Below are 25,369 nucleotides of genomic sequence, written 5' to 3'. Positions count from 1 at the left end.
TTAAGACTAAGATGTGCGTATTTAAATAATGAGATTAAAATGAGTAGTTATGCTTAGTTAAAAAGCGGGATGCTCCCCACAAGTTGTATCGCCAGCAGCAACGCCCACAGCATCACTAACACCGGAAAGTTCATTGCCCGCAACACCACCGCAGCCGGAAGTATCTGCACCAGAACCAGTTTCCATTCAATCAAAGGAGCCTAGCCTGATGAGCAAACTGCAAGCACCCGATAAAGAAGCCACGGTCAGATTTACTGTCGATATGTCCGAAACTCTGCACCGTAAACTGTCGATGCTGGCAGCTAGGACGGGACGCAAGAAAGTGGATATCGTGAGGATGTTACTAGAAGATGGGCTTAAGGAGGTTGAGGGTTAGGGATTCTCTTGGTATTGGGCGATCGCTGTGCTGAACGAGCCTATTTTCAAGGGCGCTCTCGGTCGAGTAAATTAGCCCATTTGCATTGTGAGAGAAGTCAGTTTGTGCTGTCTTTGAGTGTTCTTCTGGAGATAGCCAAGGATTTCGTAACAAAGCATCTTTTGCTCGACCTGCTTCTGGGGCGATTGATGGATCTTTATTTGCGGTGGGAGAGCAAGAAGTGTTTGAGTATCAGCCACCTGCTTACGATCCGATTTAATCGAAACTGACTCAATTTTTTAATTGTTAGTGAGTTATGTTATTAATATAAAACCAACGGAGGAAAATTTCTGATGTCTAACTACGGAAGTTACGGTGGGGGTTTTTATGCTGGGCCACGTCAAAACTTAATAGCGCGTTTGCAAGAACTGGTTCGGCTTTATCCTGAAGGGATTGGCATTATCAAAGAGCTGATTCAAAATGCCGATGATGCCGGAGCCAGAGTCATACGATTTACTTTTGATTGGCGCACCCACTCAATTGATGAGCTTCCTCTGGCTACAATGACTGAGCTAATGGGGCCAGCACTCTTGGTTTATAATGATAAAGTTTTCAGTGAGCAAGATTTCAAGGGAATCCAAGAGATAGGCATTGGTGGTAAGCGAGACGGAGAAAACTTGTGGAAGACAGGAAAATTTGGTTTGGGATTTAATTCAGTCTACAATATCACAGATTATCCAAGCTTTGTTTCACAGGACCGGATCATTTTCTTTGATCCCCATCGTTCAGTTTTAGGTGGCTTCGGTGAAGGTTGGGGTTGGCATCTTCAAACCGATGATGGTGAGTTTTGTCCTAATTTATTGAAACTTTACAAAGTAGGTTTACCACCGGAATTAGATGACTTTAACAATACAGTTTTTCGGTTTCCATTACGGACAGCAGAACAGGCCAGTCGCAGCGGTATTTCAGAAAATCCTTTTGACGAATCAAAAGTAGAAGAGCTTTTAAACCGACTAAGAAAAGATGGTGAAGAGATTTTTATATTTCTAAAAAATCTTGAAGAACTTCAGGTTTATAAAATTTCTGAAACAGAAAATGATTCTCCTGAAGAAGTTTTTAGCATCACCACTAAAAATAGTGAAGAAGTGCGAAAAGAGCGACAAAAATTGCTCTTTGTTACCCAGCGTAAAACTGAAGAATTTCTACAATTATGTAAAATGAATCGGCAATCTTTACCTTCAATATCTTATAAACATGAAATTGAAGTCAATAATCAAGGACACATTACAACTTCTATTTGGAGAGTATCTAGTATCATTAGGGTTGACGAAAATAGAGAATTGATAGATGTGATGGATAAAATATTTTCCAGTAAGGAGAAGGGAAAAGCCATACCTTGGGCTGGTGCTGCTGTTTGTATTGAAAGTTCCAATAGTAATTTAGTTACTAACAATTTAAAAGGAAATATTTACTGTTTTTTACCACTTCCACGACGACAAGACAATGAAACTGGTTTGCATATACATATCAATGGATATTTCGATCTAGACAGCTCTCGGCGACATCTGACTAGCGATGATCAAGACTATGAACTCCAAACTACATGGAATCGTTTATTGGCTAACCATGTCTTATCTTATGCTTGTGCAAATTTGATTACTAGCTTGGTTCAGGATGTCGGCGAAAACAAGCCAGACGATTACTATAGTTTGTGGCCAGTAAGCAGTGATAAGCTACCTAACCCACTTCAAGAACTACCTAATCATGTAGTGAAGCTCTTACACGAGAGAGAGGTTATTAGTACAACGGGAAATAAAAAATGGCGCAAACTCTCGGATGTCTATGTACTTCCTGAAAAGGCGATAGATTTAATGGAGCCTTTGTGTGCTGAGGGACTTACTTTTCCCTACCCACCCTTATCAACAGAAATTACCAAAGCTTTCAAAATCGTTAAATTAAACCCTGTAGAACTAAGACCCCCTGAATTGCGTAAGCTTTTGAAAATTACAACTCCTCTTGGCGTTGCTCTATCGCAAGCACCAAAACCGTGCTTGCGAAAGCGGGATTGGATTATAAATCTACTTCACTACTGCCTTCAAGATAAAGACTATAAAGATTTGAAAGGTCTACCCTTGGCAATTCTTGCTGATGGGACTCTGCAAGCATTTGGCTATAACGCGCCAGGATTTATTTACCTAGCTGATAAGAAGGAGAGAGAAATTTTTGTTAATCAATTAAAATGGTTTTTACATCCTGATTTGCAAAAGGAATTTTCTGATATTAATGAAATTCCTGACATTAACCTTCTCAAGATGAATCCCGCAGAGGTAGTAAAAAGGCTAGGTGTAATTACTGGAAAAGGACAAATAGGAGGATGCCGATGGCAACCGGATGGAAATACTTTTCCTAATGCCAAGTGGCTCACTCAAGTTTACTGCTATTTTACTCAAAGTTCTTTCTCATCTACACTATTTGAGCAGCTTAAAATTTATCCGATCGTTCCCGGCAGTGATGGCAAGCTCCACCAAGCTAGTCGCTCTCAACCTCCTTTACTTTGCGATAATAACATTGAATCAGAAACTAGAGAGGCTCTAAAAGCTTTTGGTATTCTTTTCATTGAAGCTCCCGAACCCTTAAAACAAGCTATTGAGGATTTTTTATCTAAAAAACCTACTCAACCCTTGATTACGCTTTTAAGTCCCATTAAAGTTATAGAAAATTTACATAGTCAATCTTCTCTAACTTTCCAAAATATACCTGTTGTTGCTGAGGAAAACTATAGGAGTTTGCTAGACTTTCTTACTCACCCTGATTGGGTGAAAAAATATACAGATAAAATTTTAGAGAAGTTGTGTGAATTGAGAATTTTTATCACAACTTCAGGTGATTTTGTAACTTTGAGCGACCCCAATATCTATATTCCTGGGGACTATGAACCACCAACTTTTGCTGGTAATTTACTTTTACTACAATTGGGTACGAATCGACAATGGAAACCCTTACTTGACCGCTTACCAGTACCAACTGTCAATCGAGTTAGCTTGATCGAGAAATTTTTGCAACCGGCTGAATACAAAAAACTTAACGCTAATCAACAATTAGAAGTTCTTGCATGGATTCGAGATGAGTTAGATAAAGCAAAAACTGATTTGATTAAGGAAGGCAAAAATTATGACGCTCTCATGAAATCACTTTCCCAAGCGACTTTGGTACACTGCACAAATAGTGAATTACGCTCCGCTAGCCAAGTTTACGATCCCAACAACGAAGTTGTGTGCAATCTCTTCAAAGATATATTATCTATTCCAGATATTGGAGGCGTTTACTCGGATGAGCCTAAGCGTTGGCTTGGATTCTTCAAAAACTTAGGAATGAAGAACCCCAATACTACAGACTCGATTTGTAAACTGATACTTCCTGAATATGAGAATCTTAGTGAGACGAAACAGGTAGAAGCATTAGAGTGGATTCGCGAGCACATTAAAACTGCTGAATCTGAGCTGAAAAGGCAAGGTGAAAATTTTGATATTATCAAACAAAAAATTGCTAATAAAGCTCTAGTGCGCTGTACAGATGGTAATTTGCATCCAGCAATATCTATATATGACCCCACTAGCCCAATAGTCCAAGAGATTCTGGGCGAGAGAGTATTATACCCCGATATCGAGGCAGTTTATTCTAATAATCGTGAGAAATGGCTAGATTTTTTTAGAACCCTAGGAATGTCTTCTACTCCCAGTGCTAAAGACTTTTTAGATTATATCAGAATTCTTGGACACAAAGCGTATAACAATAAAAACCCCAATCTAGTTGCTCGTGATTGCGCTAAAGTCTTCGAGTACCTTGTAGAACACTGGGATACTTTAAAAAATCAACCAACTTATGATGATAAACCTTTGAATAGTTTCCTAAAGTCGGAACGATGGCTGCCTGTGCTACAAAGTCCTCAAGAACTACAGCAGTACCCTGCTGCAATGACACCTGAACTAAGACTGTACTGTCCTAGCGAAGTTGCATTTACTGAAGATGCTTACCAAGTTGCTAGCCAAAGACCTTTATTTAAAGGCCAATGTAAAAGAGAAGTAGAACAAGCGCTCGGATTTAAGCCAGTCGAGGCTAAGGAAGTTGTCGCTCATTTTGAGAAACTTATTGCTTTCTTTGAACAAGAAGGTGTATCAGAGAGTAACAGCGTTGCATTTAACAAATCCCTTCCAAAAATTTATGAGTATTTTTATATAAATTTTATCAAAGGTAGTGCAAATGGAGCATGGGTTAAGCAGTGGTGCAAAAATCGCCCATGCTTGTGGCACAAGAATAAATTTTGGAAAGCTGAACACGCATTTCAACAACGAATACCCTTCGGTAAACGCCGAATTATTATGAAGATAGACTCGCCTATTCGCGAAGTTTATGAATTTTTAGGGTTGAAGCTATCGCCATCGGAAAAGGATTACTTAGATTTTTTGGAGGAAGTCAGAAATGAGTATGGTGACAAGCCTTTAAATGATGAAGATGCAAAATGCGTACTTAAAGTTTTGCAGCTCCTCGATGAAAAGCGATTTCCGAAGAATGAGGGGTAACTTTTAAAATAACCTGATTGAAATAAGTCAGATGAGTGCATAATTGTTTTAGCATAGGAAAGGAACCCTGATGGATCTAAACTTAGTTCTAACCGATGATAATCGGCTGCTACCAGCCAGCCAAGTCCTTATAGCGGATGCTGATTGGCGCATACAGTATCTTGATCGTGACAAAGTTAATTTACTTCACCCTCATGTTAGTCAGAAACTTGCTGCGATTGCTGGAAGCAGATCGTTACTTAAAGATGTAACAGAACAGTGTCGGAAGATCAAACAATCTCAAGATAAACAAGCAATTGAGTGGTGTCAGCAATGGCAAGGAAGTTTAAGATCGCCCGAAGTTGAAGAAGCTCTCAAAAGACTGATTTTAGATGAACGAGGTATCGAGTGGTCAATTAACCTAAAGTGGTTAGCAGAAATTAGTGTTAAACCAGCTAATATGATAGAAACTTCTTTATTTTTAGATGATGACTGTATCGCTTCGGAAGTTCCGGGTCACTTTTACTTCCATCAAGATCAAGAAACATTTTACTTGCGTTGTGACAATAAAAGTACAATGCGTCAGTACCTTATAGAAAGCCTAAATCAGCAACTAACTAAGGATGACTGTAAGCTTGGCGATAGGATACGATTTTTAGTAACGATTTTGGATGAAAACCTACAAGAAATTAAGAATTTTCTAAATACTCAAAATGTACGAACTATCCAAGGCGAAATTCCAAAAGTTAATTTTCAAAATGAGGAAGTATTTGAACCCGATAGTAATGATAATTTTAACTTTACAGATAATGGGAATGATGTTCAGCAAGAGGATTGGGAAGAAAATGAACTGCCTGAAACTGAACTAGAAAGAAATTTTATACCAATTAAGCAGAACAATAGCAATTTTCACAAAAGTACAGCTATTGTCTCAAATAAGTCGCTACTCCCAACGGCCTCCGCTACTTCTAAAGTTGAGTCATTACGGGAATTGTCCAGTAACGATAGTAGCACCGAACAGTCTATGGAGTCTTTGTCAACAAGCTCTCCCTCTAACTCACAACACCCTATTAGCAGCCCAACCTTACAGCTTACTAATCCTAGAGAAATAGGTACTCAAAATAAAGAGCTGATAGAGGATGAAGATGATGAGTTAAATGATATATACCCTGATGACTTAGAGGAATTTATTCCCAGCACACATAATTTTTCGGATGCCGCCATCACTAGGAATGATAGAAAGACGACTAATGTAGATGTACCTCTACGACCAGAACAAAGAGATTTTCGCGAGCGCTTACTCAGCGTCTATAACAAGAAATGTGCGATTACTGGTTATGAGGAAGTGGGAGCTGCAAATTTAGAAGCTGCTCACATCAGTAGTGGTCTTAAATCTTATCATGTTTCCAATGGTCTGCTATTACGAGCAGATATCCATATACTTTTTGACAAGTACCTGATTACAATTAATACCTTAACAAAAGAAGTGTGTGTTGCTAGTAAGCTCAGTGATACCGAATACAGCAAGCTCTCAGGTAGAAAGCTGTTGCTGCCAAAAGACAAGCAATCCCGACCAAGTAAACAGGTACTTGAATGGCATAATAAGCAGTGTTCTTGGTTTAGCCAATGTTAATCCGCCGTTTCGCTATTGCAAAACGGGCGATCGGCCTGATGCGGTAGCTCGATCACCCATAATTTATTTCCGGTTTGCCAGTAGATAAACCGTGCTTTAGCTTGGTTTAGGTTGACTTTTCTTGACTTATTTTGCCTTTTCTTGACTTATTCTGATTTTCTTGGTTTAGGTTGATTTTTCTTGACTTATAGACCCCATCGCCCGCAAAAACGTGTATCCCGTCTACGCAATAATTGCGACCCGAGTTACCCCGACGTATGTATTTCGCCCGTACCACCGGATCTGAATTGCGGCGACATTCCTCATCGTCGCTTTCGCGTACTACAGCCAGACCCTCACAGATTCGATCGGGACAAAGATGGTATAGGTTGCGAAAGGTAAAGGAAACCTGCCATTTTGAGTACAGTGGGGATAGGCGGAAAACTGTTAGATATTGATGAAGCTGTAGCAGTTTTAAGCCCTGGGTCAGGTTATGCTTTTATTCTGATGGAGCTGTAATGCTTCCACGTCCTAGGTGGGGAAATCGAATTTTATTAGGTTGAGTAGGGGTTATTTACCTATACCCCTAATCTTCAGTATGGTTTGCTATAACAAAAGGGTAAAATTGAAAAATCTATTAAGGTAATTCATAATGAGAAGTTTTACTCCTCGACTCTATAGAGGTCATAAGCTTGACCTTGAAGAAAAGACCTCAGACGGTTACTGTGTAAAGGTTTCTTCTCGGATATCCACACTATCAACATCCATTGGAAAGTTTGATGAGCTTTCAACTAATTATTTGGAGAAATATAAAACTCCATCCTACGAAACTGAAATGGAAGCTTTTACTCATGCATATGGATGGGTAGATTGTGACTTTTGTAACCAGACTGATCCAGATGAAAATGAAGATCCTTGCCAAAAGGCTTATAACGAGCTTAGAAGTCAAGGAACTCAAAAGGAGTTCTATGAGGTTGCATCGGCTTCTCCGGCAAAAATTCAACAAGCATATAAAAAAGGCTGGGAAAAGAAGTTAATTGATGGAGATGCAGGTGACTAAAAAGTGGCACAGGCTGAAAATTAGCGGTTACATATATAGTTACGTGACTGGTAAGTTTAAAAATAAGCGCTGACAAAATAAATATTATTACCCTTATGAATTTGTAGCAAATTTAAGTCCAAACTCAGGATAAGTGTCTTTCCTGACCGAGCTTTACCAGCTTTAAGCGGTACATGGACAAATACTAATGGTTTTTGTAGAACATACTCATTACCCGATTAGTTCTCAGAAAACAGCATTACTGTTTTCTCTTACTGCCTCATCGTCATTTCGACCGTATTTCCCAACTGCTAAATTTTATTGTCACGATATAATGAAGACTACGAAGAGGCATGGGTATCAATACTAAAAAGATAATTAAAAAATGAAAAAAATTAAGCCCTGAAACGTGGGAATTATTACGCCTTAAATCACAGCGTCTCTATTCACTCTCTACCTTTGAGTACATGATGTCAGAAAAAACAGTGCGACGACGAATTGAACAAGTTGTCAATAAAAAATTAACGGAACTAGATTTGTCGGAGCTGAATCTGAAACAATTGCCACCAGAAATTGTCAGGTGTACGCATTTGACACAGCTTTCACTCCACCAAAATCAGATTACCCAGCTCCCAGAGGCGTTCGGGCAACTGTCTAATCTGACAGAACTTAACCTCAGTGAAAATCAGATTACCTCTATCCCAGAAGATATCGGACAACTGTCTAATCTGACAGGGCTTAACCTCAGTCATAACCAGATTACCTCCATCCCAGAGGCGCTAGGGCATCTGTCTAACCTGACAAGGCTCGATCTTAGCAACAATAAAATTAACTCTATCTCAGAGGCGTTAGGGCAACTGTCTAATTTGACAACGCTTGACTTAAGTAACAATGAAATTACTTCCATCCCAGAAACGCTGGGGCAACTGTTCAATTTGATAGGGCTTTACTGTCGTGAAAATCAGATTACCTCTATCCCAGAAGATATCGGACAACTATCAAATCTGGGATGGCTTGACCTGAGTAACAATAAAATTACCTCCATTCCAGAGGCACTTGGTCAATTGTCCAATCTAGCACAGCTTCTCCTCAATAACAATAAGATTACCTCTATTCCCGACGCACTTGGGCGACTGTCCAATCTGACACTACTTAAGCTCAGTTACAATGAGATTACTTCTATCTCAGAGGTAATTGGGCAACTATCGAGTTTGACAGGACTGTACCTTGGTGACAATCAGATTAGGGAAATCCCACAGACAATCGGGCAACTATCCAATCTGAAATGGCTTGAATTCAGTAATGAAGTGCCTTGGGGAGTGTCAGATATGACACAGTTTAACCAGATTACCTCCATCCCAGAGGCGCTAGGACAATTGTCGAATCTGAGAGGGCTTTACATTTGTCACAACCAGATTACCTGTATCCCGGATGCTCTCGGTAAATTGTTGAAGCTGACAGAGCTTGACCTTGCGTACAATAAGATTACCTGTATCCCAGATGTAATCGCGCAACTGTGGAATTTAACACGACTTGATCTCTCTAACAATCAAATTGGGGCTCTCCCAGATGCAATCGTCCACCTGTCAAATCTGACAGAACTTAACCTCAATTACAATAAAATTGGGTCTAGGTCCACAAAGCTGATTGCGCGACTGTCCAAGCTGACACAGCTTAACCTTCGTTCTAATCGTATTTACTTGATACCAGAGGAGCTCGGTCAACTGTCCAATTTGACACACCTTGACCTCTGTGGCAATCTGGACATAGAGTTCATTCCAGAGGAGCTCGGTCAACTGTCCAATTTGACACACCTTGACCTCGGTTCCAATTTGATTACTTCCATCCCCGACGAACTCGGTCAATTGTCGAATCTAACAGAGCTTGACCTTAGTTGCACTCAGATTACCTCTATCCCAGAGGAACTCGGGCAATTGTCAAGTTTGACAAAGCTTGAACTCCATAGCAATCGGATTACCTCCATCCCAGAGGCTATTTGGCAACTGTCGAATCTGACACGGCTTAACCTCGGTTACAATCGGATTACCTCCATCCCAGAGGCTATTAGGCAACTACCAAACCTGACATGGCTTTCTCTGGGTGAAAATCAGATTACGGAAATCCCAGAAGCAATCTTGCACCTGGAAAACCTGACACTGCTTTCTCTCTTTAAAAATCAGATTACCTCCATCCCAGAGGCAATCGGACAAATGTCGAGCTTAACAACGCTTTGTCTTGCTGACAATCAGATTACCTCCATCCCAGAAGCAATCGGACAACTGTCGAATCTGAAAGAGCTTATACTCCTTAACAATCAGATTGCTGAAATCCCGGAGGCGATTCGCATCATGAAGAATTTGGAAGAATTAGATTTGCGAGGTAATCCGGTGCCGATTCCCCCGCAAGTTCTGGGGCAGGGTCAAGACGATGAAGGTTGTGGTGATTTGCGAACAATTCTAGATTCTTACTTCCACACCCGCAATCCAGCGCTACCTGAACTAGATACTAAGCACCACAAAATTGAATTTGAGGAATATTTTGACGCTGAAACTCTTCAAGACTCTGAGCACCAGAAAATTGAATCTGAGGGATATTTTGACACTGAAACTCTTCAAGATGCTGAGCGCCAGAAAATTGAATCTGAGGGACATTTTGACCCTGAAACTCTTCAAGATGCCAGACGACGGATACCTACTTCTATTGTGCAGCGACAGGGACAGGCTGAATTTCGACGTAAGTTGTTAATTGCTTACAGGGGTCGATGTCCAATAACTGATTGTGATGTAGAGCCAGCTATCGAAGCAGCACATATAATTCCATATCAAGGTACTCAAACCAATCATTTAACAAATGGTTTACCACTCAGAGCCGATATACACACTCTGTTCGATTTGCATTTACTATCAATTCGACCAGATACCAATGAAGTGGTTATTGCCCCTGAACTCGTCGGCACCTGTTACCAATATTTGGCTGATCGGAAACTGACTTTACCACAGGATAAAAAAACAGCACCCAATCAAAACGCTCTCAGCAAGCATTATGAAACTTTTCTCAGCAAATGCAAAAGTAGTTAGCTACAAGAGTTATAAGTCCTAGGCTGGGAAAATTGAGTATCCCCACCTAACTCACCTTAGTTCGTCTTACCAACGTCTTACATATTCCTGGTGTGTAAGATGCTACCCTGGTTTGTTTTACTGGTTCCTTACCACCTTTAAGTAGCGTTTTACAGGCTCAGTCTTGCCTCTGTGTAGTGTTTAGATATTAAAATTGCTCCGGCTGAAAGGTTGATTATTTCCCCAAAAAACTTACTAAAACACTGTTGAAGGTAAAGAAAAATGCACTAAGCACTAAACAAATTATAGCTTGGTTCAGTAAAATTTTTATTTTATGAGCTTCTGAGTTAAGGTATTCAAAAAAATTTATATTGTATTTTAAAATCATTCTCTTAACGTCTAAAACGGGGTCTGATAAAAAATATTTATAGATGAAACCTTTATGGGTTATTTCCCCCAGTCTAGGATTAGACATTAATAACAAAGCCAATAAAACTATTGAGTAAAAAGAGGTTAAAAAAGCACCTAGTTTGGTATATAAGTAAATTAGTAATGAGTTGGGCAACTCTATAATAAATCGAAGTAGTAAACCAGCAAAACCCAAAAATGTTGCTGCTCGCGATCTAAGATTACTAATATCACTTTTAATCTCTTTTAAACAATTTTCCGTATAGGTATTGGCTAAGTCGATATTGTCTATATCAGCTAAATCGATATTTTCTATATCAAAATTGTCACCACTAGATAGATTATAATTATTCATATTAATGTTATTAGGTTTGTAGACTTTATAACACATCTGCTATTTATGTGGCAACTTGACACATTAAACCCGCTGCAATAGTTATACTTTGCCCTCGTACAGGCCCAAAAAGCGGAAATCTTTTACTGCTAAACATTCAGGCTTTGCTACTTCCAGTCATTTTGTCTTATATTTACAAAACTTTACGTCCTGTCCTATTTTGCCCGTATATCGGCTATACCCCTAAACCTCGCCCCACATTTAGGATACTCCGACAGCAACCGTAACCCATGCTTTTCGCACCCCTGCGTTTGCTGAAGCTGCCACTCAATCTTATGACAAGGCGAGTGGGCATAAGAAAATATAACCAATCAAGACTCGATCGCACCCGCCGGGGAGTCATGGTTATGTAGACTCTTATGTAGCTTTTTGCGCTGCACGGACGATCGAACCATCTAAAAAGTCTACATTTAGTGGCCCGATAGAACCACACCGGGGAGCCACAGTAAATGCACTAAATACACTGCAACAGTCGCTCAAGCCGTGTAAAAAGTGTATTTAGTCCGCACCCAGTCCCAGATTGTCGGGAGCTGCGGGCGATCGGGCTAAAAGTCAAATAAAGTCAAATAAAGTCAAATAAAGTCAAATAAATCAACTCAACGCAATCCTTACCGATTTACCGGGGATTAGTTAGGTGATCGGTGCTAGCAACCGACAAACCCCCGATCGCACATAATTTCTCCGTGGTCAGCACCGAAAAATCGCACAGCAGCAATATGTTCATTTATGCAAAATTTATGCAAAATTTATGCAAAATTTACGTTTTTAACCCCGATCGCCTTTCAGTCCTAGGGCGGGAGAGGCAACCAGTGCCAGCACCAAGGGACGATCAGGGGTAAGTTTTCGTTAGTTTTCGTTAGTTTTTGTTAGTTTTTTTATGAATAAATATGAGTAAATATGAGCAAATATTAGTTTTACCCACTTTTCCTAGGACGATCGGGCTATCGACTTGACCCGGCTCTGGTTTGACCTGCCTTTATAAACTACAAATCCAGGGTCAGACGATCGAGCCAAACCCGATCGCCTCGATTCCAGTTACAAAGGTGTTACCAACTTGGTAACACCCGGTGGAGTCCAATCGGTCATAGTCGTTTTTGAACGACGGACACATCCGCAAATTTAGATTTTAGATTTTGGATTTCCGGCTGGAACCGGAGAACTCTAAGTCGCTGAAACTCTGCAAATTCTGCCGCGCCAACAACTGCCACCACATCGGCTGCTGTCAGGTTTCCCGCGTCGATCGCCTCGACAAAAACCGCCACAACAGCAGGAGCAATGTGAGCAATCGGCACAGCCGAATATCGGGTAAAAATCAAGCGCCTTGACACCTAGAATGCCCCATTCATAAGGGTGCATTGTTTTTGTTTCTGCACGAATTAGTCAGGGTTTGCGATCGCAAAAACATTGCTTGCTACTGAGAGAGAACAACTATAACCAGTCCCAACAGGTCAAGACACGAACAGCACAAAAAAGCAGTAATTTGGCAGAAAGTTGCAGGCGTTTGCAGGATATTTACAGGCATTTGCAGGTAAAGTGCACCCCCTGCAAATACCTGCAAATACCTGATTTTGTACTGCAAACGCCTGACTTTATACTGCAAATCCCTGATTTTAGCTGACGCAACAATTAGCTAATTTTTTAGCGTTTTTAACAAAATCCGAATTGATTTAATAGTCAAGTTACAGTATTTAAGTTGAATTAAAAAGCAAGTTGAGCAAGTGTGAGAAAATTGGCAGGTAGCTAAAATTTTAGAAGCGATTTTGTAGTGTAGTACCCACTATGCCAGCAATAAAGTTGAGGCTGGACTATCTGGTTTTTGCGCTCGCCCGCCGAGCTGTTCGCGAGTGTAAGGCTTACATGGTATTGGGTACGGTCGAGAGTACCCTGGCAACTATTTCCAGCATGAGTATCTGCGGGTTCATAGAGCGACGATCCTCTTTTCAAGTTCGCTAGCGGCTAAACGTTGCTCCCGCACCCGACCAACTCGAATAGCGTCAATCAAGCTGAGCAAGGCATAAAGTTTTGGATCGTTACTGGCAGCTTGGGGGACTGAGCGGTACAGAGGCGCGATTGCCTGCCCTCTCACAACACCTTGAGGGTCAGGCCAAACGTAAACCTCAGATGGTGAGGCAACCAGCTTGCTTTTCAATGGCTCAGCAGAATGTGCAGTTGGCAGTCCCCGCGAGAGTGGGCCTGGCTGGGCGTAGAATACATAGCGCAACCCGTGAACCAAGAATTCCAACACCGCTTGCTTCAATATTTTCCGCTCGGAGCCATAATACAGACCGGCAGCTTCAGAACGCTCAAGGGCAGCATGAACCTCTGATGCGCTCATACCCAAGCTTTGAGCGAGAGAACTGTACGTCCAGTTCGTTGAATCCCAACTGTGGACTTTGAGTATTGCAAGGATATCTTGGGGTTTTAGCATAGCGGATGAGCGAGCGCATTGTTTCCTTTATTCTAGATTCGCGAATAGCGAATAATTAAGGTGTGGCGACTTTAATTTACTGCGAGGCGCTCGTTGAAGGGCAAGAGCCTAGTAGCGAATACAGCGCTCGCCCCGGCCGCTTGAAGCCGTTGTAGGTAGGAGCGATCGCACTATAAGTTTCAGAAAACTTAGCCGCAACTTTTCTTTACCGATATAAATATATCGCCCAACATTGCTTGCTACCATCTTTTCTTTACCGATATAAATATATCTCCCAACATTGCTTGCTACCATCTTTCCCTGCTTTTTTCCAGTTCTTCCCAGCTTGCCTAAATTTGCATAATTTTGAGTTTTTTGTTGCTAATACCGCCCAAAATTGGGTTAACAATTCAAGCTGAGCTTACACAATTTTACTCAGAAAAACTCAAAAACCACAGCAATAACTCAGAAAAACTCATGGTCGAGCGGTTCCAAAAAGTTAATTTTGAGGTGTTTTCCTGTCCCGGTACGCTTAAGATTTATTTAACAACTAAACAGCTTGCCTCTGCATTCCCCAATAGTCGCAATTGTAGAAAAAGCAAGCGACTAACTGGTAGCATTTATGCGGTACTTTCGAGTTCGAGCAAGTCAAACTAATTGAATAGGCTGGTTAAGGTTGCCTAAAAGATTACCGCCTTGTGATAGCCATTCAGCTATGGCATATTAATGTATCGGAACAATAGCGGTAGCGTTTTTCTAGCAAGAGTTGCAGTACAGGGAGCCGAGTTTGATTGAATGCAGTGCTAACGCACTTTTGTATAAGAGAAGTGAAGTGGAAGAGTATTTTTTTCGGGCTGCCAGAATGCTCATGCAGAGTGTTCGCTATCTTCATCTGCTCTGTTGCCTCGCTGATTCAGGTACTAATGCCAGTGATGTTACGACTACTACAAAGGTCAGGTTCTTCTAAGAAGTAATGCCTGCCAGCAATAAGCGCGAGTTGCATTCTCCACACAGAGGGTGCAACTTTTTGTAAGAAGAAATAACACCAGAATTGTTACTGAATGCAATAAAAACTTTTATATTTTAACCCTTATATTTCCTCTTTTTTCCTCTTTTTTCCTAATATCTCCTACTTGTCCCTAATATTTCCTAAATCTTCCTCTAAATTTCATAAATCTTAATTAAGTTGAATTAACTATCGCTGCTTTTAAATAGATTTTTTGTACTCCGACACCTCTTGAATCCTCCTAATTAGTACGCCAGTCGCATAGCAAGCCATGTCAAATGTACGTACAAGAGTCGAATTTGAGCACTTTTTGCCAATTTAGGGTTTTTGCAAGACTGCGATAGGAATTGTTGGTAGGCAGAAGTTGCGCTCACGCTCACTCTGGAAGCCAAGGCAAGAAAGTTTGATGGGGCAGTTTGGACTTGGATAGAACTGTGCTCCTGCCAGTCGCTCTTGAAGCCAAGAGCGAGCCAGTTGGTGTACAGGAAAGCCTTGGTTACGAAGGAGCGTTGCCGGGCACGACGCAAGCCAGTTGGTGCAGTTCGGCATTAGCGATGGATGCCCAACGCGATCGCGCCTTGCCATCCTGTTTGCAAGCGAAGCAGCCGGCTAATGTCGATGATCACGAGGGAATCACTCGTCCGATAGCTAGCCTAACGCGATCGCCTTGACACCTAGGATGTCCCATTCATAAAGGTGCATTATTTTTCGTCTACACGCATTAATCAGGGTTTGTGATCACAAAACCATTGCTTGCTACCGATTGAGAATAGTCATAACCAACCTCAACAGGTCAAGACACGAACAGCACAAAAAAGCAGTAATTTGACCGAAAAAGTCAGGCGGAAAGCAGGGTATTTTCAGGTAAATACAGGTAAAGTGCAGCCCCTGACTTTATACTGCAAACCCCTGACTTTATACTGCAAACCCCTGACTTTATACTGCACTTGCCTGACTTTAGCTGACGCAACAATTAGCTAATTTTTTAGCCCTTTTAACAAAAAGTGAATTGATTTAATAGTCAAGTTGCTGCATCTGGATTGAATTAATAGTCAAGTTGCTGCATCTGAATTGAATTAATAGTCAAGTTGTTGCATCTGGATTGAATTACAGCAAGCGTATCTTTTCGTTTGGTCACTCAACTCAAAACCTGGACGCACCTTTGGGGTATAGCCGAGATACGCGCTTTCCGAGGACATGACGTAAAGTTTTGTAAATATAAGACAAAATGACTTGAAGTAGCAAAGCCTGAAATGTTTAGCAGTAAAAGATTTCCGCTTTTTGGGTCTGTACGAGGGCAGAGTAGTAATACTACTCTGCTCTAGCTGACTGAGTGTTGGCAGCTTCTGTAGGCGGAAGGGACATTGAAAAGCGGCATTGTTACAAAACTTTACGTCGTGTCCTCGGAAAGCCCGTATCTCGGCTATACCCCTATCTAGTCCAAACTGTCGGGGAGATAATTTTAGCTGATAGATCATCTAAATAGAAATCGTAAACAGGTTCTCCTGATAATTCACAGCAAAGAGGTTCAATAATTTTAGTGAACGGATTCCAAACTATTGTTACAGTCCGTTTCGTTTTCTTTCTTTGCAACTCACATTGAATATGTACTGTAGGTAGATGGATAATCATTGCACTGTGCAACCAAGCTTCTACACTCATTGCATAACGCTCTTGGATATCTAACAATTTTCGATCTAGCTCTCTATTAGTAGCTTCAATTCGAGCTAATTCTTTGTCTAATTCATCACCAATCAAATTTTTTAACTCAATCTTGTGGCGAATCCCAGAGCTAATCGTGTTGTAATAATCCTTGAGTCTTTCTTCATCCCTAGCTCTTGCTCTTGTTAATTTAGCCTGCCAATTATCTAAAGATTTTCCAATCAATATTCCACTTTGATGTTCGATTAACTTCAACAACTCATCAAAAGGAATAGAAAAGGGTGTTTCTTGATTATCCACATCCATTCTGTCAGACTCCCAAAATAAAGCATCCCCAATTTGTACTGGTGTTACTCCTGTTATTTCATTGATAATAAACGAAACTAGACCAATCCTTTTTTCTTCGGCATTCGCTGTGTAAGCCACATTACATAAAATGTAGCGAGTGGTTGATGGTTTAGCATCTATAAAACGAATTAACCCATTTTGAGGTTTGAATCTCTCTGGTATGCTTTTGTCAAATCCCGTAGCTTTTAGATAGCCATCAAATTTTACACCCAAGGCACTAATCTGCCCTTTGACAGCTAATAGTTCAGATAATTTATTTAATACTTCTGAATGATAAGTAACAAAAACACTTTGAGGTACATCAGTGATAGTTGTAAAAGTTACTTCTTCTGGTAGAGAAAGTAACGAGGCTATGTTTTCATTTAACAGCGCATTTAAAACGTGTTCCCCAGCCGGTTCAGCTATTCCGTCATGGAGAGCTACAATTTTTTCTAAAGTAGTAATTATTGGGTCTGATAACATATTTAATCAAATCAATTTTTCAAGCTTCAAAATCTTCGCCAAAAATCTGTTCATCCAGTTCTTGAATTTGCTCATATTGTTTTTGGGCTTTCAACAAATTATCTGCCAATTGCTCAAAGGCTTGATCTAATTCGGGTTTAACTTGATGCTTAAGCCAGATATCCATGACAACTTCACTAAAGTCAAATTCATCATCCACATTGCCTAAAATTGTTTCAATTTCTCCGACTACCAGTTCAAACATATTAATTTTGTCGTGCAGTATCCGCAGAATATACTCTTCGATACTGCCTTTGAGACAGAAGTTAAAAATAAAAACATCCTGGGTTTGTCCGATGCGGTGGATACGACCAATGCGCTGTTCAATTTTCATTGGGTTCCAGGGCAGGTCATAATTAACGATCGCATTAGCAAACTGGATGTTACGTCCTTCTCCCCCTGTTTCCGATGCTAAGAGTACAGAAACATTATCCCGAAATGCGGCTATAGCCTCATCTTTCTGTTTAAGGGACATTCCGCCAGTAAATTCTGCAAAGGGGATATTTTCCGCTTGCAGCGTTTTAGCTAAATAGGTGCTAGTTGCTTTATGGGTTGTGAAAACTAAGGTTTTCTGGCGAGATTTGGAGAGCATCTCTACTAAGGTTTTTGCTTTCTCGACCTGCTTGACTTGGGATGCTCGTGCAGCTAAAGACTTCAGTTCTTCATCGGGTAGGCGGATAGTCAGTTGCTTGAGGGAGTCAGCTAAAGCATTAGGGGATGAACCCGCTCGCATTAGCAAATTAGTACGGGAGAGTCTGTCTAGTTTGTCCTCTGAAGAACGTAGATACTTGCTCAAGTCTTGGTAAAGTTTCTCCTCTCCGGCTGCCGGGGTAACGGTAATTGTGGTGGCGAAGCGTTTGGGCAGTTTGACATCTACTAGGGCGCGGGTATTTCGTACCATAACTTCCCGCATCAGAGTGCGTAACTTTTCGGGATTTTTAGGGACTCGTCCATTCTTGGAATTGACGTATTCTTTTTTAAAAGCGGCTTCTGTTTGTAGCAGTCCCGGTTTGAGGAGGGTTAGCAGATTAAACAGTTCCACAAGGGAGTTCTGCACTGGCGTAGCAGTAAGCATGAGGATAAACCGCTTATTGAGGGCGTTGACCAGTTTCCAGTTGAGGGTACTGCGATTTTTTAGATGGTGTGCCTCATCGACAACAACCAAATCCCAAGTACGACTGGTGACGTGAAGATAATGTTTAGCAGACTTAGCCGTGTTTAATGAAGCGATAATTCGCGGATTATTTGTCCAAAATTCGTCTATCGGTTGTTGTGGGTCACGGTTATCTGTGGTGATAGTAGCGATATTAAATTTGTCACTTAACTCTGATTGCCACTGGGAAACTAGGGATGCCGGAGTTAACACTAGGATGGACTTTACCATCCCCCTAGCTAAGTATTCGGCGATGATTAGTCCCGCTTCAATGGTTTTACCCAATCCGACTTCATCCGCTAGTAATGCCCGTCCACCCATTTGTCTGAGGACTTTTCGGGCTGTTTCAATCTGATACCAGTATTTGTCGATAGCAGTTAATGTGGGTAGGCAAATGAGTTGGTCATAGTCTGCCATTACCGAGAGGTTAAACAGGTCTAAACGCGCTTCGTAGAAGTTAAGCGGGTCGTATTTACCAGCTTTCAGGGCTTCTAAGGCAGTGGAAGGATTGAATTGAAATGTATAGTTTTTTTCCATATTTATAGTTTTTCCTTACTTGGTCTGCTAAACAGACCTGTCCGCTAGCCTAAAAGCTTTGCTAGGTAATAAGTGTAGTCATTATCCTTAGCGTTTGAGGCGTCGAATACGGGCGACCCACGGCTAGAACCCTTTATTGTACAGCCAAGTTATGATGCTTGGTAGTGATACGGAAGTAGTGGTGAGACATAATCCTTGTCCCATAAGCAATACTTCGGACAGTTTTAGATATAGTCGAGTCTCCGAAACCCTTACTGGCTATATGCTGGACTATTTTTTCAAGGTTTAAGTAAGCGCGCACTCGTTTCAGAAAATGCGTAAAAAATGGCAGGGCTTCCTCGCCCTCGGCTTACAGGGCCGTTAAAAAACTGTCCGAAGTATTGATCAACAGGTTTTATCAAACATATTGATTGTTTTATGAACCTAAGCACTTTGTTTAAATTCTAGACAAATTTAAGGTAGCAAGAATTAATCCAGTTCGATGTCTTGGATGCGCTCTTTATAAGGTTGGTTATTTTGTTGAATATCTTGCTGTTCTTGCTCAATTAATTGTATCCAGATATCATTCCAACTTGATTGTGGATTAACAAGTTCTGCATTCGGTAGCAGCTCGCTTGCATTTCGAGCGAGCATAGAATCTTCTGCAATCGCTATAATAACGCTATCGAGTTCTTGTAAGAATTGTCTAGGCAGTTGTGAAGCTCGTTCAATTCCTATGTAAATTGTGGGTGGTGCTGTTGCAGAGTTTCCGTGTTCAATAAGCAAAATTGAAAGGGCTTCTATTGGGTTACAAGCAATCACAGCTCGCTCAATTTCTCCGGTAGTGGCTACCCAGAAAGCAGCTTCAGATGACAGGGGATGGGTTGTACTAAAGTTGCCTCTTTCATCGAGAACAAAAGCGAACCGGGCTTCCCCCTCAAGCGTCCGTCCTGTAAAGACAGCCTTTTCTGAGCCGGCATACAGCCAAGAATGAGAGTGCAATAAATCGAGCAATTCTAAAGGTAAACTATACTCGACTGCTAGATGCGATCGGACTTTTTGCCACTGAGTTTCATTCCTTTCAGGCAGGATTGACAGTTGTAACTCTAACTCATTTGCTGTTGCAGGAGTCGCAGGTGCGGTTGCTGCTAGCTTGGATTGTGACAACTCTAATTTATTTGCTGTTGCAGGAGTAGCAGGTGCGGTTGCTGCTAGCTCGGCTTCTGACGACTCTAACTCATTTTCCTCTGCCTCACTGGGGGCGATAGCTAAGTGTTGTGGCTGCATTAAAGCCTCAATTAGGGCGTTATCTCGCCCTTTGTCATAGCTAACGCCTCGATGCTTCTGCAACCCAGAAAAAGTGTAGGCTTTACCCAACTGAGTGCCACTTAAAGCGACCCCATCTAAATTGTAAGAAATGCCTTGACTGAAGCCGATTCCAGTTCGAGTCAATCCGACTTGCACCTCTACGGCTTGTTGCTGCAACCGCTCAACGAATTCTGGCATACTTGGGTTGTCTTGGGTAACTTCATCAATTAGGTCTTGCAATTGCACCCTGACGCTCTTGTTTCCCTTGTTTTTTAATTGCCTGTGTTCTCCTGTAGTCTGAGCTCGCTTGTCTGTTTCCCAACTGGGTGTAACAGTTTCCAGGTTGTAGTTCCGTTCGAGCTGGCGAATAGTTTCTTGGCTTTTGTAATAGTCCCAGCTATCGTCAACAACACCTCCATCTAGGCAAATGCGACTGGCGACGATGTGAATGTGGTCGTGTTCTGTATCGCTGTGCTTGACAACTGCGTACTGGTTGTTGTCAAATTCCATCGCTTTCATGTAGTTGGCTGCAATCGCCAGCCAGCGTTGGTCATTTTCTTCAGAATCTTCTAGTTTTTCGGTGCTATCGACAGATAAAGTGGCGTGAAAAACTGCTACTTTCAGGTTAGGTCTTAGTTGTCGGGCGATGCCAAATTCAGCAGCGAGTTCTTCAGGAGTCTGTCCGCACATAGTACCGCCAATTAGAGCAGCGTCTTTTTTGCCCAGCACGTAGTTCAGACAGCCTCGAAAGCCTGTACCTTTGATTTGTTTGCCAATCATAACCGTTTCGCAGTAGGTTTATTGCATCGATTGCTCAGGCTTGTTAAAAATTAGCGGACTGTAGAATTGGTAAGGTTTGCAACTATTGTTTTAATTGCTTTCCCGTTTTCTCGAATGAGTTGCTGTACGCTTTCTAAGAGTCCTGTATTGACAACAACGGGTTCTCCCAATGCCACAGCACTATTGCAAGCTTTAGTAAGTTGAGTGAGGTTGTTTCCGGCAATTCTCAATTGGGCATCAATCTTGCATAAAACTTGATAGGCTTTTAAGTCAAATGCAGCTAGAGGGCGCGGCATGGCTCTCCTCAAAGCTGCACGGCGCATGAAGTCGCTCATGCTCAAATTGACTTGCTCTGCTCTGGCTTTAATTTGATTGTAGTCTGAGTCAGTGAGGCGAATGTGAATATGGTTGGATAGCAGCTCTCTAGGTTTGGCTTCCGATAAAGTTTTCATAGTTTTTAATCAGTAAAAACCTCTTACCAAGATACAAGTTAACAACTGTAATCGACAAGCGCTATTCAGGTGATTTTATCCCCTCCAATTGGAGAGGGCTATTAGAGGGTTTATCAAAGTGAGACTGATGCCTACCCAACTCTCAGTTTATTTAATTTTTGTGTATAAATTATAGCGAGTGAGGCGATCGCAGTGGAAGGACGATTAAACGTCTGACGGTGATGGCTGGTTAACAAGAGAGCGATGGCTGGTTAACAAGAGAGCGAGTAATGTGAGCGATCGCTACCCAAGTGCGATGGGAAAGTTGTGGCAATTGATGCCTGTGCTGCCACAAAAGCCGCCACAACAGCAGGAGCAATGTGAGCAATCGGCACAGTCGAAGAGCGGGTAAAAATTAAGCGCCTTGACATCTAGGATGCCCCATTCATAAGGGTGCGTTATTTTTTGTCTGTATAGATTAGTCAGGGTTTGCGATCACAAAACCATTGCTTGCTACCAAAACTAAACAGCTATAACCAGCCTCAACAAGCAAAGGCAGTCCTTGTACAAAAAAGCAGTAAAGGAACAGGAAAATGCAGGCATTTGCAGGATATTTTCGGGTAAATACAGGTAGAGTGCAGTTCCTGCAAATGCCTGTAATCTTACTGACTTTATACTGCACTTGCCTGACTTTATACTGCAAATGCCTGCGTTGCGATCGATCGCTATTTACAGTCGATGGCTATGGTGTTGGTAGCTGTAAAAGTCAACGCATACTCCGCCTTTCGAGCGCTCGACCTTCGTCATTAACATTTTCTCGAGCGTCTGATGTTTGAAATAAAAAAAAGTTGTTTCTTTTCTTCGACCGCAAATTATTCTCAGTCGTGAGAGGCCGAATAACCGAATAATTACGAAGGTCGGATGGAGGATTGCGAACGATTCGCTCCCTCCGCTTTAATTCAATCTTGTACTCGAAGCTCCGTGACCTCCTACACACTCGGTTTACAGCAGTCGTGAGGAAACGACCGCTTGGTTTACAGCAGTCGTGAGGGAACAGCGGCTTGATTTACCGCAGTCGATCGACTCCCAACTATCAATGCTCGTTATAGTTCTCCACCTGATTAGTACAGGCAGTAATCTCTATTCATGGGGTGCATTATTTTTATCTCTGCACGCATTAGTCATGGTTTGTGATCACAAAAACATTGCTTGCTACCAAAACTAAACAGCCATAACCAGCCTCAACAAGCAAAGGCAGTCTCTGCACAAAAAAGCAGCAATTTGACCGAAAAAGTCAGGCGTTTGCAGGATATTTACAGGCATTTGCAGGTAAAGTGCACCCCCTGCAAATACCTGCTTTCCGGCTGACTTTATACTGCAAACGCCTGACTTTATACTGCAAATGCCTGACTTTAGCTGACGCAACAATTAGCTAATTTTTTAGTGTTTTTAACAAAATCCGAATTGATTTAATAGTCAAGTTACGATACCTAAGTTGAATTAAAAATCAATTTAAGCAAGTGCGAAAAAATTGGCAACACAGTAGCCGTTATCTAAATTGAATAAAAAATCAAATAAGGAGTATGAGAAAATTGGCAACACAGCAGCCGTTATGTCAGCCTTGACAGTCGGGTGAAATGTACTTGGAGGGCCCGCGCTTTGCAATCGGCTAAACTGTTGGTATGAAGGCAGGTTAAGAGCAGACCATAATACGGTGTCTTAAGGGCGAGAGCGTCTGTGATCGTTGCAACGCCGGTCAAGGAAATCAAATTTCCCCGCCTATCCATTTATAGAAATAGTAATTTCTTATTCCCTATCGATTTACCGGGGAATCAACCAGGAGCAATCAGACTGCCCAACAAGCCGATCGCTCCTGGTTTCTCCGTGGTCAGCAAGGAAAAATCAAAGAGTGGCAGACCTAGGAAAACTTTCGGCCATATGCGTTTTTATGCGTTTTTATGCGTTTTTATGAGCTCGCCCCTCACCTTCTAGCTGCTTAAACTCTTCAAATTGCGTCTCGCCAACTATCGCCACAATATCGACCGATGCAAGAAAGGCCCGCGTCGATTGCCTCCGCAAAATCCTCCTCAATAGCTGAAGCTACGGCGCGAGATGGGTAGCCGCTCGCCTGTTTGATTCTATGAGCTCCGTCATGGGCGATCGAGCTGTCGCTCAAGCCGATCGCTCGCTACCCAGGTGTGACGGCAGGAATTGATGCCAGTGCTGCTACGAAGTTGTCACAACAACAGGAGCAATGTGAGCAACCGGCACAGTCGAAGAGCGGGTAAAAATCAAGCCCTTTGACACCTAGGATTCCCCATTCATAAGGGTGCATTATTTTTGTTTCTGCACGTAAAAGTCAGGTTTGTGATCACAAAAACATTGCTTGCTACCAAAACTAAACAGCCATAACCAGCCTCAACAAGCAAATGTACGCTCGACACAAAAAAGCAGCAATTTGACCGAAAAAGTCAGGCGTTTGAGGATATTTTCCGGTAAATACAGGTAAAGTGCAGTTCCTGCAAATACCTGCACTTGCCTGACTTTATACTGCAAATCCCTGACTTTATACTGCAAATCCCTGACTTTAGCGCTCCGCAACAATTAGCTAATTTTTTAGCGTTTTTAACAAAAACTGGATTGATTTAATAGTCAAGTTGTGGCATCGGAATTGAATTAAAAATCAAATTTAAGGAGTATGAGAAAATTGGCAACAAAGTAGTCGTTATGTCAGCCTTGACAGTCGCGTAAATTGCTGTTGTCGGACTCGCACTTTGCCATCGGCTAAACTGTTGTTGTCTGATAAAGCTTGACAGTTGGCTAAAGATTTATTCCCTGACTTGGTTTACAGCAGTCGCTCGACTCCTAGCTATTAACGTGAGTTCGGGTTAAGCCGGAAGCAACAGATTATGGTTGAGCGCAATCGACGGCTTCTTTGGCTGATGGCAATAGGCAATCAACCCACCCAAAATGTTGACAAAGCAATTGACCGGAGAACGATGACGCGAATGCTCGATTTGAGAGATGTTCTTTAACTGATCAATAATGGTTTCGATATCGGGCGCGCAAGCGCGAGCATCAACCAGTCATTGAGGGGCATCAAGCGCTGTTTCATGTTGCGCTTGAGCTTGGTGATTAGTTGAATGCCTGCGGTTTTGAACAATTGTTTTGCCAATTTTTGCGACTCGGTAGCCCTTGCCTGCAAACACCTTGCCAAACAACTGCTGCAATAATGAAGGAACCGGAGTGCGGTCATCGGTGTTCCCCGGAGTCAATATGATATTGAACAACTCGCCGGGCGTCATTGACCACCAGATGCAGCTTGAAGCCAAAGAACCAATCAACCGAGGTTTTGCCACGGGCGGCTTTATCCGCAAACACTTTGTGTTGAGGGAGGCGGCGGTTGTGACAGACTTTGATACAGGTAGAATCCATAAAACTGATGCCGCTACACTTGCCAAAACACGAGCGCAAGTAAGCGCACATTGGCACTAACGTTCCAGGAACCCATTGGATGAAGCGGTGATAGCTCACCCCTCCTGGAAACGCATCTGCCCATTCAGTTTGCACCTTCTGTTAATAATAGGTTTTGAAGTTGCGGTAACACGATGGGTGGAATGCCATCAGAATCGTCATGATTTCGCTCTTTCGTCAAGCTGCGAGGTCGATTCCGAAGCTTGAGTCCACAGCCTAAAAGTTGCTGCTGCCATTGCGCTTCAAAGCCTTGGCAAAAATCATCGACGGAGCAAAAGAGTTGTTCTAGACTAAGCAGGAGGGCAAACTGGGCGAGATTTTAGCATTTTCAGCCTATCGGGTTTGCCCTTTTCACCGCCC

18 protein-coding genes and 1 pseudogene are annotated in these 25,369 nt (G+C 41.9%); 7 read left to right on the top strand and 12 right to left on the bottom strand.

All coding sequences use genetic code 11. The annotated features are described in order from the left end of the window. Positions 1-57: 57 nt before the first annotated feature. A complete protein-coding gene (locus QUA23_RS26300; RefSeq protein ID WP_333078732.1) occupies positions 58-186 on the bottom strand; it encodes a hypothetical protein in 129 nt (42 codons plus the stop codon). Positions 187-208: 22 nt separating this feature from the next. On the opposite strand from QUA23_RS26300, the gene QUA23_RS26295 reads away from it, so the two are divergent. From QUA23_RS26295 to QUA23_RS26270, 6 genes are all read left to right on the top strand, one after another. Further along, positions 209-376: a hypothetical protein gene (locus tag QUA23_RS26295; protein WP_333078731.1), complete on the top strand. Its 168-nt coding sequence runs from the start codon at positions 209-211 to the stop codon at positions 374-376. 332 nt (positions 377-708) lie between these two features. Beyond that, on the top strand, positions 709-4,935 hold the full coding sequence (locus QUA23_RS26290) for a sacsin N-terminal ATP-binding-like domain-containing protein (RefSeq protein ID WP_333078730.1): 4,227 nt from the start codon (positions 709-711) through the stop codon (positions 4,933-4,935). Positions 4,936-5,005: 70 nt separating this feature from the next. Then, a complete protein-coding gene (locus QUA23_RS26285) occupies positions 5,006-6,547 on the top strand; it encodes an HNH endonuclease (RefSeq protein ID WP_333078729.1) in 1,542 nt (513 codons plus the stop codon). A gap of 180 nt (positions 6,548-6,727) precedes the next feature. Further along, positions 6,728-6,928: an excalibur calcium-binding domain-containing protein gene (locus QUA23_RS26280; protein ID WP_333078728.1), complete on the top strand. Its 201-nt coding sequence runs from the start codon at positions 6,728-6,730 to the stop codon at positions 6,926-6,928. A 250-nt stretch (positions 6,929-7,178) separates the two neighbouring features. Then, complete coding sequence (locus QUA23_RS26275) at positions 7,179-7,586, top strand: hypothetical protein (protein ID WP_333078727.1); 408 nt, start codon at positions 7,179-7,181, stop codon at positions 7,584-7,586. A gap of 446 nt (positions 7,587-8,032) precedes the next feature. Then, positions 8,033-10,642 (top strand): leucine-rich repeat domain-containing protein, encoded by a 2,610-nt coding sequence (locus tag QUA23_RS26270; RefSeq protein WP_333078726.1) that lies wholly within the window; start codon positions 8,033-8,035, stop codon positions 10,640-10,642. 214 nt (positions 10,643-10,856) lie between these two features. Here the strand turns inward: QUA23_RS26270 and QUA23_RS26265 are convergent, their stop codons facing one another. From QUA23_RS26265 to QUA23_RS26250, 4 genes are all read right to left on the bottom strand, one after another. Beyond that, positions 10,857-11,384 carry a hypothetical protein gene (locus QUA23_RS26265; RefSeq protein ID WP_333078725.1) on the bottom strand — a complete coding sequence of 176 codons (528 nt, stop codon included), beginning with the start codon at positions 11,382-11,384 and terminating at the stop codon, positions 10,857-10,859. A gap of 1,121 nt (positions 11,385-12,505) precedes the next feature. Next, on the bottom strand, positions 12,506-12,751 hold the full coding sequence (locus QUA23_RS26260; RefSeq protein WP_333078724.1) for a hypothetical protein: 246 nt from the start codon (positions 12,749-12,751) through the stop codon (positions 12,506-12,508). 590 nt (positions 12,752-13,341) lie between these two features. Beyond that, the gene (locus QUA23_RS26255; RefSeq protein ID WP_333078723.1) at positions 13,342-13,758 is read right to left on the bottom strand and encodes a hypothetical protein; all 417 of its coding nucleotides are present in this window, start codon (positions 13,756-13,758) and stop codon (positions 13,342-13,344) included. Positions 13,759-13,959: 201 nt separating this feature from the next. After that, the gene (locus tag QUA23_RS26250) at positions 13,960-14,145 is read right to left on the bottom strand and encodes a hypothetical protein (RefSeq protein WP_333078722.1); all 186 of its coding nucleotides are present in this window, start codon (positions 14,143-14,145) and stop codon (positions 13,960-13,962) included. A gap of 1,113 nt (positions 14,146-15,258) precedes the next feature. Here QUA23_RS26250 and QUA23_RS26245 point away from each other — a divergent pair. Further along, the gene (locus tag QUA23_RS26245; protein WP_333078721.1) at positions 15,259-15,507 is read left to right on the top strand and encodes a hypothetical protein; all 249 of its coding nucleotides are present in this window, start codon (positions 15,259-15,261) and stop codon (positions 15,505-15,507) included. A 760-nt stretch (positions 15,508-16,267) separates the two neighbouring features. Here the strand turns inward: QUA23_RS26245 and QUA23_RS26240 are convergent. The 7 genes and pseudogenes from QUA23_RS26240 to QUA23_RS26210 form a co-directional block, all read right to left on the bottom strand. Then, on the bottom strand, positions 16,268-17,308 hold the full coding sequence (locus tag QUA23_RS26240; protein WP_333078720.1) for a hypothetical protein: 1,041 nt from the start codon (positions 17,306-17,308) through the stop codon (positions 16,268-16,270). A gap of 19 nt (positions 17,309-17,327) precedes the next feature. Further along, positions 17,328-19,037, bottom strand: coding sequence for a DEAD/DEAH box helicase (locus QUA23_RS26235; protein WP_333078719.1), 1,710 nt, complete (start codon positions 19,035-19,037; stop codon positions 17,328-17,330). Positions 19,038-19,505: 468 nt separating this feature from the next. Then, entirely contained in the window at positions 19,506-21,104 is a 1,599-nt protein-coding gene (locus QUA23_RS26230) for a relaxase/mobilization nuclease domain-containing protein (RefSeq protein ID WP_333078718.1), read from the bottom strand. Positions 21,105-21,154: 50 nt separating this feature from the next. Then, the gene (locus tag QUA23_RS26225) at positions 21,155-21,556 is read right to left on the bottom strand and encodes a plasmid mobilization protein (RefSeq protein WP_333078717.1); all 402 of its coding nucleotides are present in this window, start codon (positions 21,554-21,556) and stop codon (positions 21,155-21,157) included. A gap of 251 nt (positions 21,557-21,807) precedes the next feature. Further along, positions 21,808-21,966 carry a hypothetical protein gene (locus tag QUA23_RS26220; RefSeq protein ID WP_333078716.1) on the bottom strand — a complete coding sequence of 53 codons (159 nt, stop codon included), beginning with the start codon at positions 21,964-21,966 and terminating at the stop codon, positions 21,808-21,810. A gap of 1,574 nt (positions 21,967-23,540) precedes the next feature. Next, positions 23,541-23,711, bottom strand: a complete 171-nt coding sequence (locus QUA23_RS26215) for a hypothetical protein (protein ID WP_333078715.1) — start codon at positions 23,709-23,711, stop codon at positions 23,541-23,543. Between the two features lie 712 nt (positions 23,712-24,423). Beyond that, positions 24,424-25,307: pseudogene (locus QUA23_RS26210) on the bottom strand (IS982 family transposase). Between the last annotated feature and the right edge of the window lie 62 nt (positions 25,308-25,369).

The organism is Microcoleus sp. Pol1C5 (assembly GCF_036701115.1).
In the GTDB taxonomy this organism is placed as follows: Bacteria; Cyanobacteriota; Cyanobacteriia; order Cyanobacteriales; family Microcoleaceae; genus Microcoleus.
This window is presented reverse-complemented; position numbering and strand designations above follow the sequence as displayed.

Coding starts and splice junctions, on each gene's coding strand:
- QUA23_RS26235 (WP_333078719.1), bottom strand. CDS start 19,037: ATGGAAAAAAACTATACATTTCAATTCAATCCTTCCACTGCCTTAGAA.
- QUA23_RS26220 (WP_333078716.1), bottom strand. CDS start 21,966: ATGTCAAGGCGCTTAATTTTTACCCGCTCTTCGACTGTGCCGATTGCT.
- QUA23_RS26250 (WP_333078722.1), bottom strand. CDS start 14,145: ATGGTAGCAAGCAATGTTGGGAGATATATTTATATCGGTAAAGAAAAG.
- QUA23_RS26240 (WP_333078720.1), bottom strand. CDS start 17,308: ATGTTATCAGACCCAATAATTACTACTTTAGAAAAAATTGTAGCTCTC.
- QUA23_RS26225 (WP_333078717.1), bottom strand. CDS start 21,556: ATGAAAACTTTATCGGAAGCCAAACCTAGAGAGCTGCTATCCAACCAT.
- QUA23_RS26275 (WP_333078727.1), top strand. CDS start 7,179: ATGAGAAGTTTTACTCCTCGACTCTATAGAGGTCATAAGCTTGACCTT.
- QUA23_RS26300 (WP_333078732.1), bottom strand. CDS start 186: ATGGAAACTGGTTCTGGTGCAGATACTTCCGGCTGCGGTGGTGTTGCG.
- QUA23_RS26255 (WP_333078723.1), bottom strand. CDS start 13,758: ATGAGCGCATCAGAGGTTCATGCTGCCCTTGAGCGTTCTGAAGCTGCC.
- QUA23_RS26265 (WP_333078725.1), bottom strand. CDS start 11,384: ATGAATAATTATAATCTATCTAGTGGTGACAATTTTGATATAGAAAAT.
- QUA23_RS26230 (WP_333078718.1), bottom strand. CDS start 21,104: ATGATTGGCAAACAAATCAAAGGTACAGGCTTTCGAGGCTGTCTGAAC.
- QUA23_RS26295 (WP_333078731.1), top strand. CDS start 209: ATGAGCAAACTGCAAGCACCCGATAAAGAAGCCACGGTCAGATTTACT.
- QUA23_RS26290 (WP_333078730.1), top strand. CDS start 709: ATGTCTAACTACGGAAGTTACGGTGGGGGTTTTTATGCTGGGCCACGT.
- QUA23_RS26285 (WP_333078729.1), top strand. CDS start 5,006: ATGGATCTAAACTTAGTTCTAACCGATGATAATCGGCTGCTACCAGCC.
- QUA23_RS26270 (WP_333078726.1), top strand. CDS start 8,033: ATGATGTCAGAAAAAACAGTGCGACGACGAATTGAACAAGTTGTCAAT.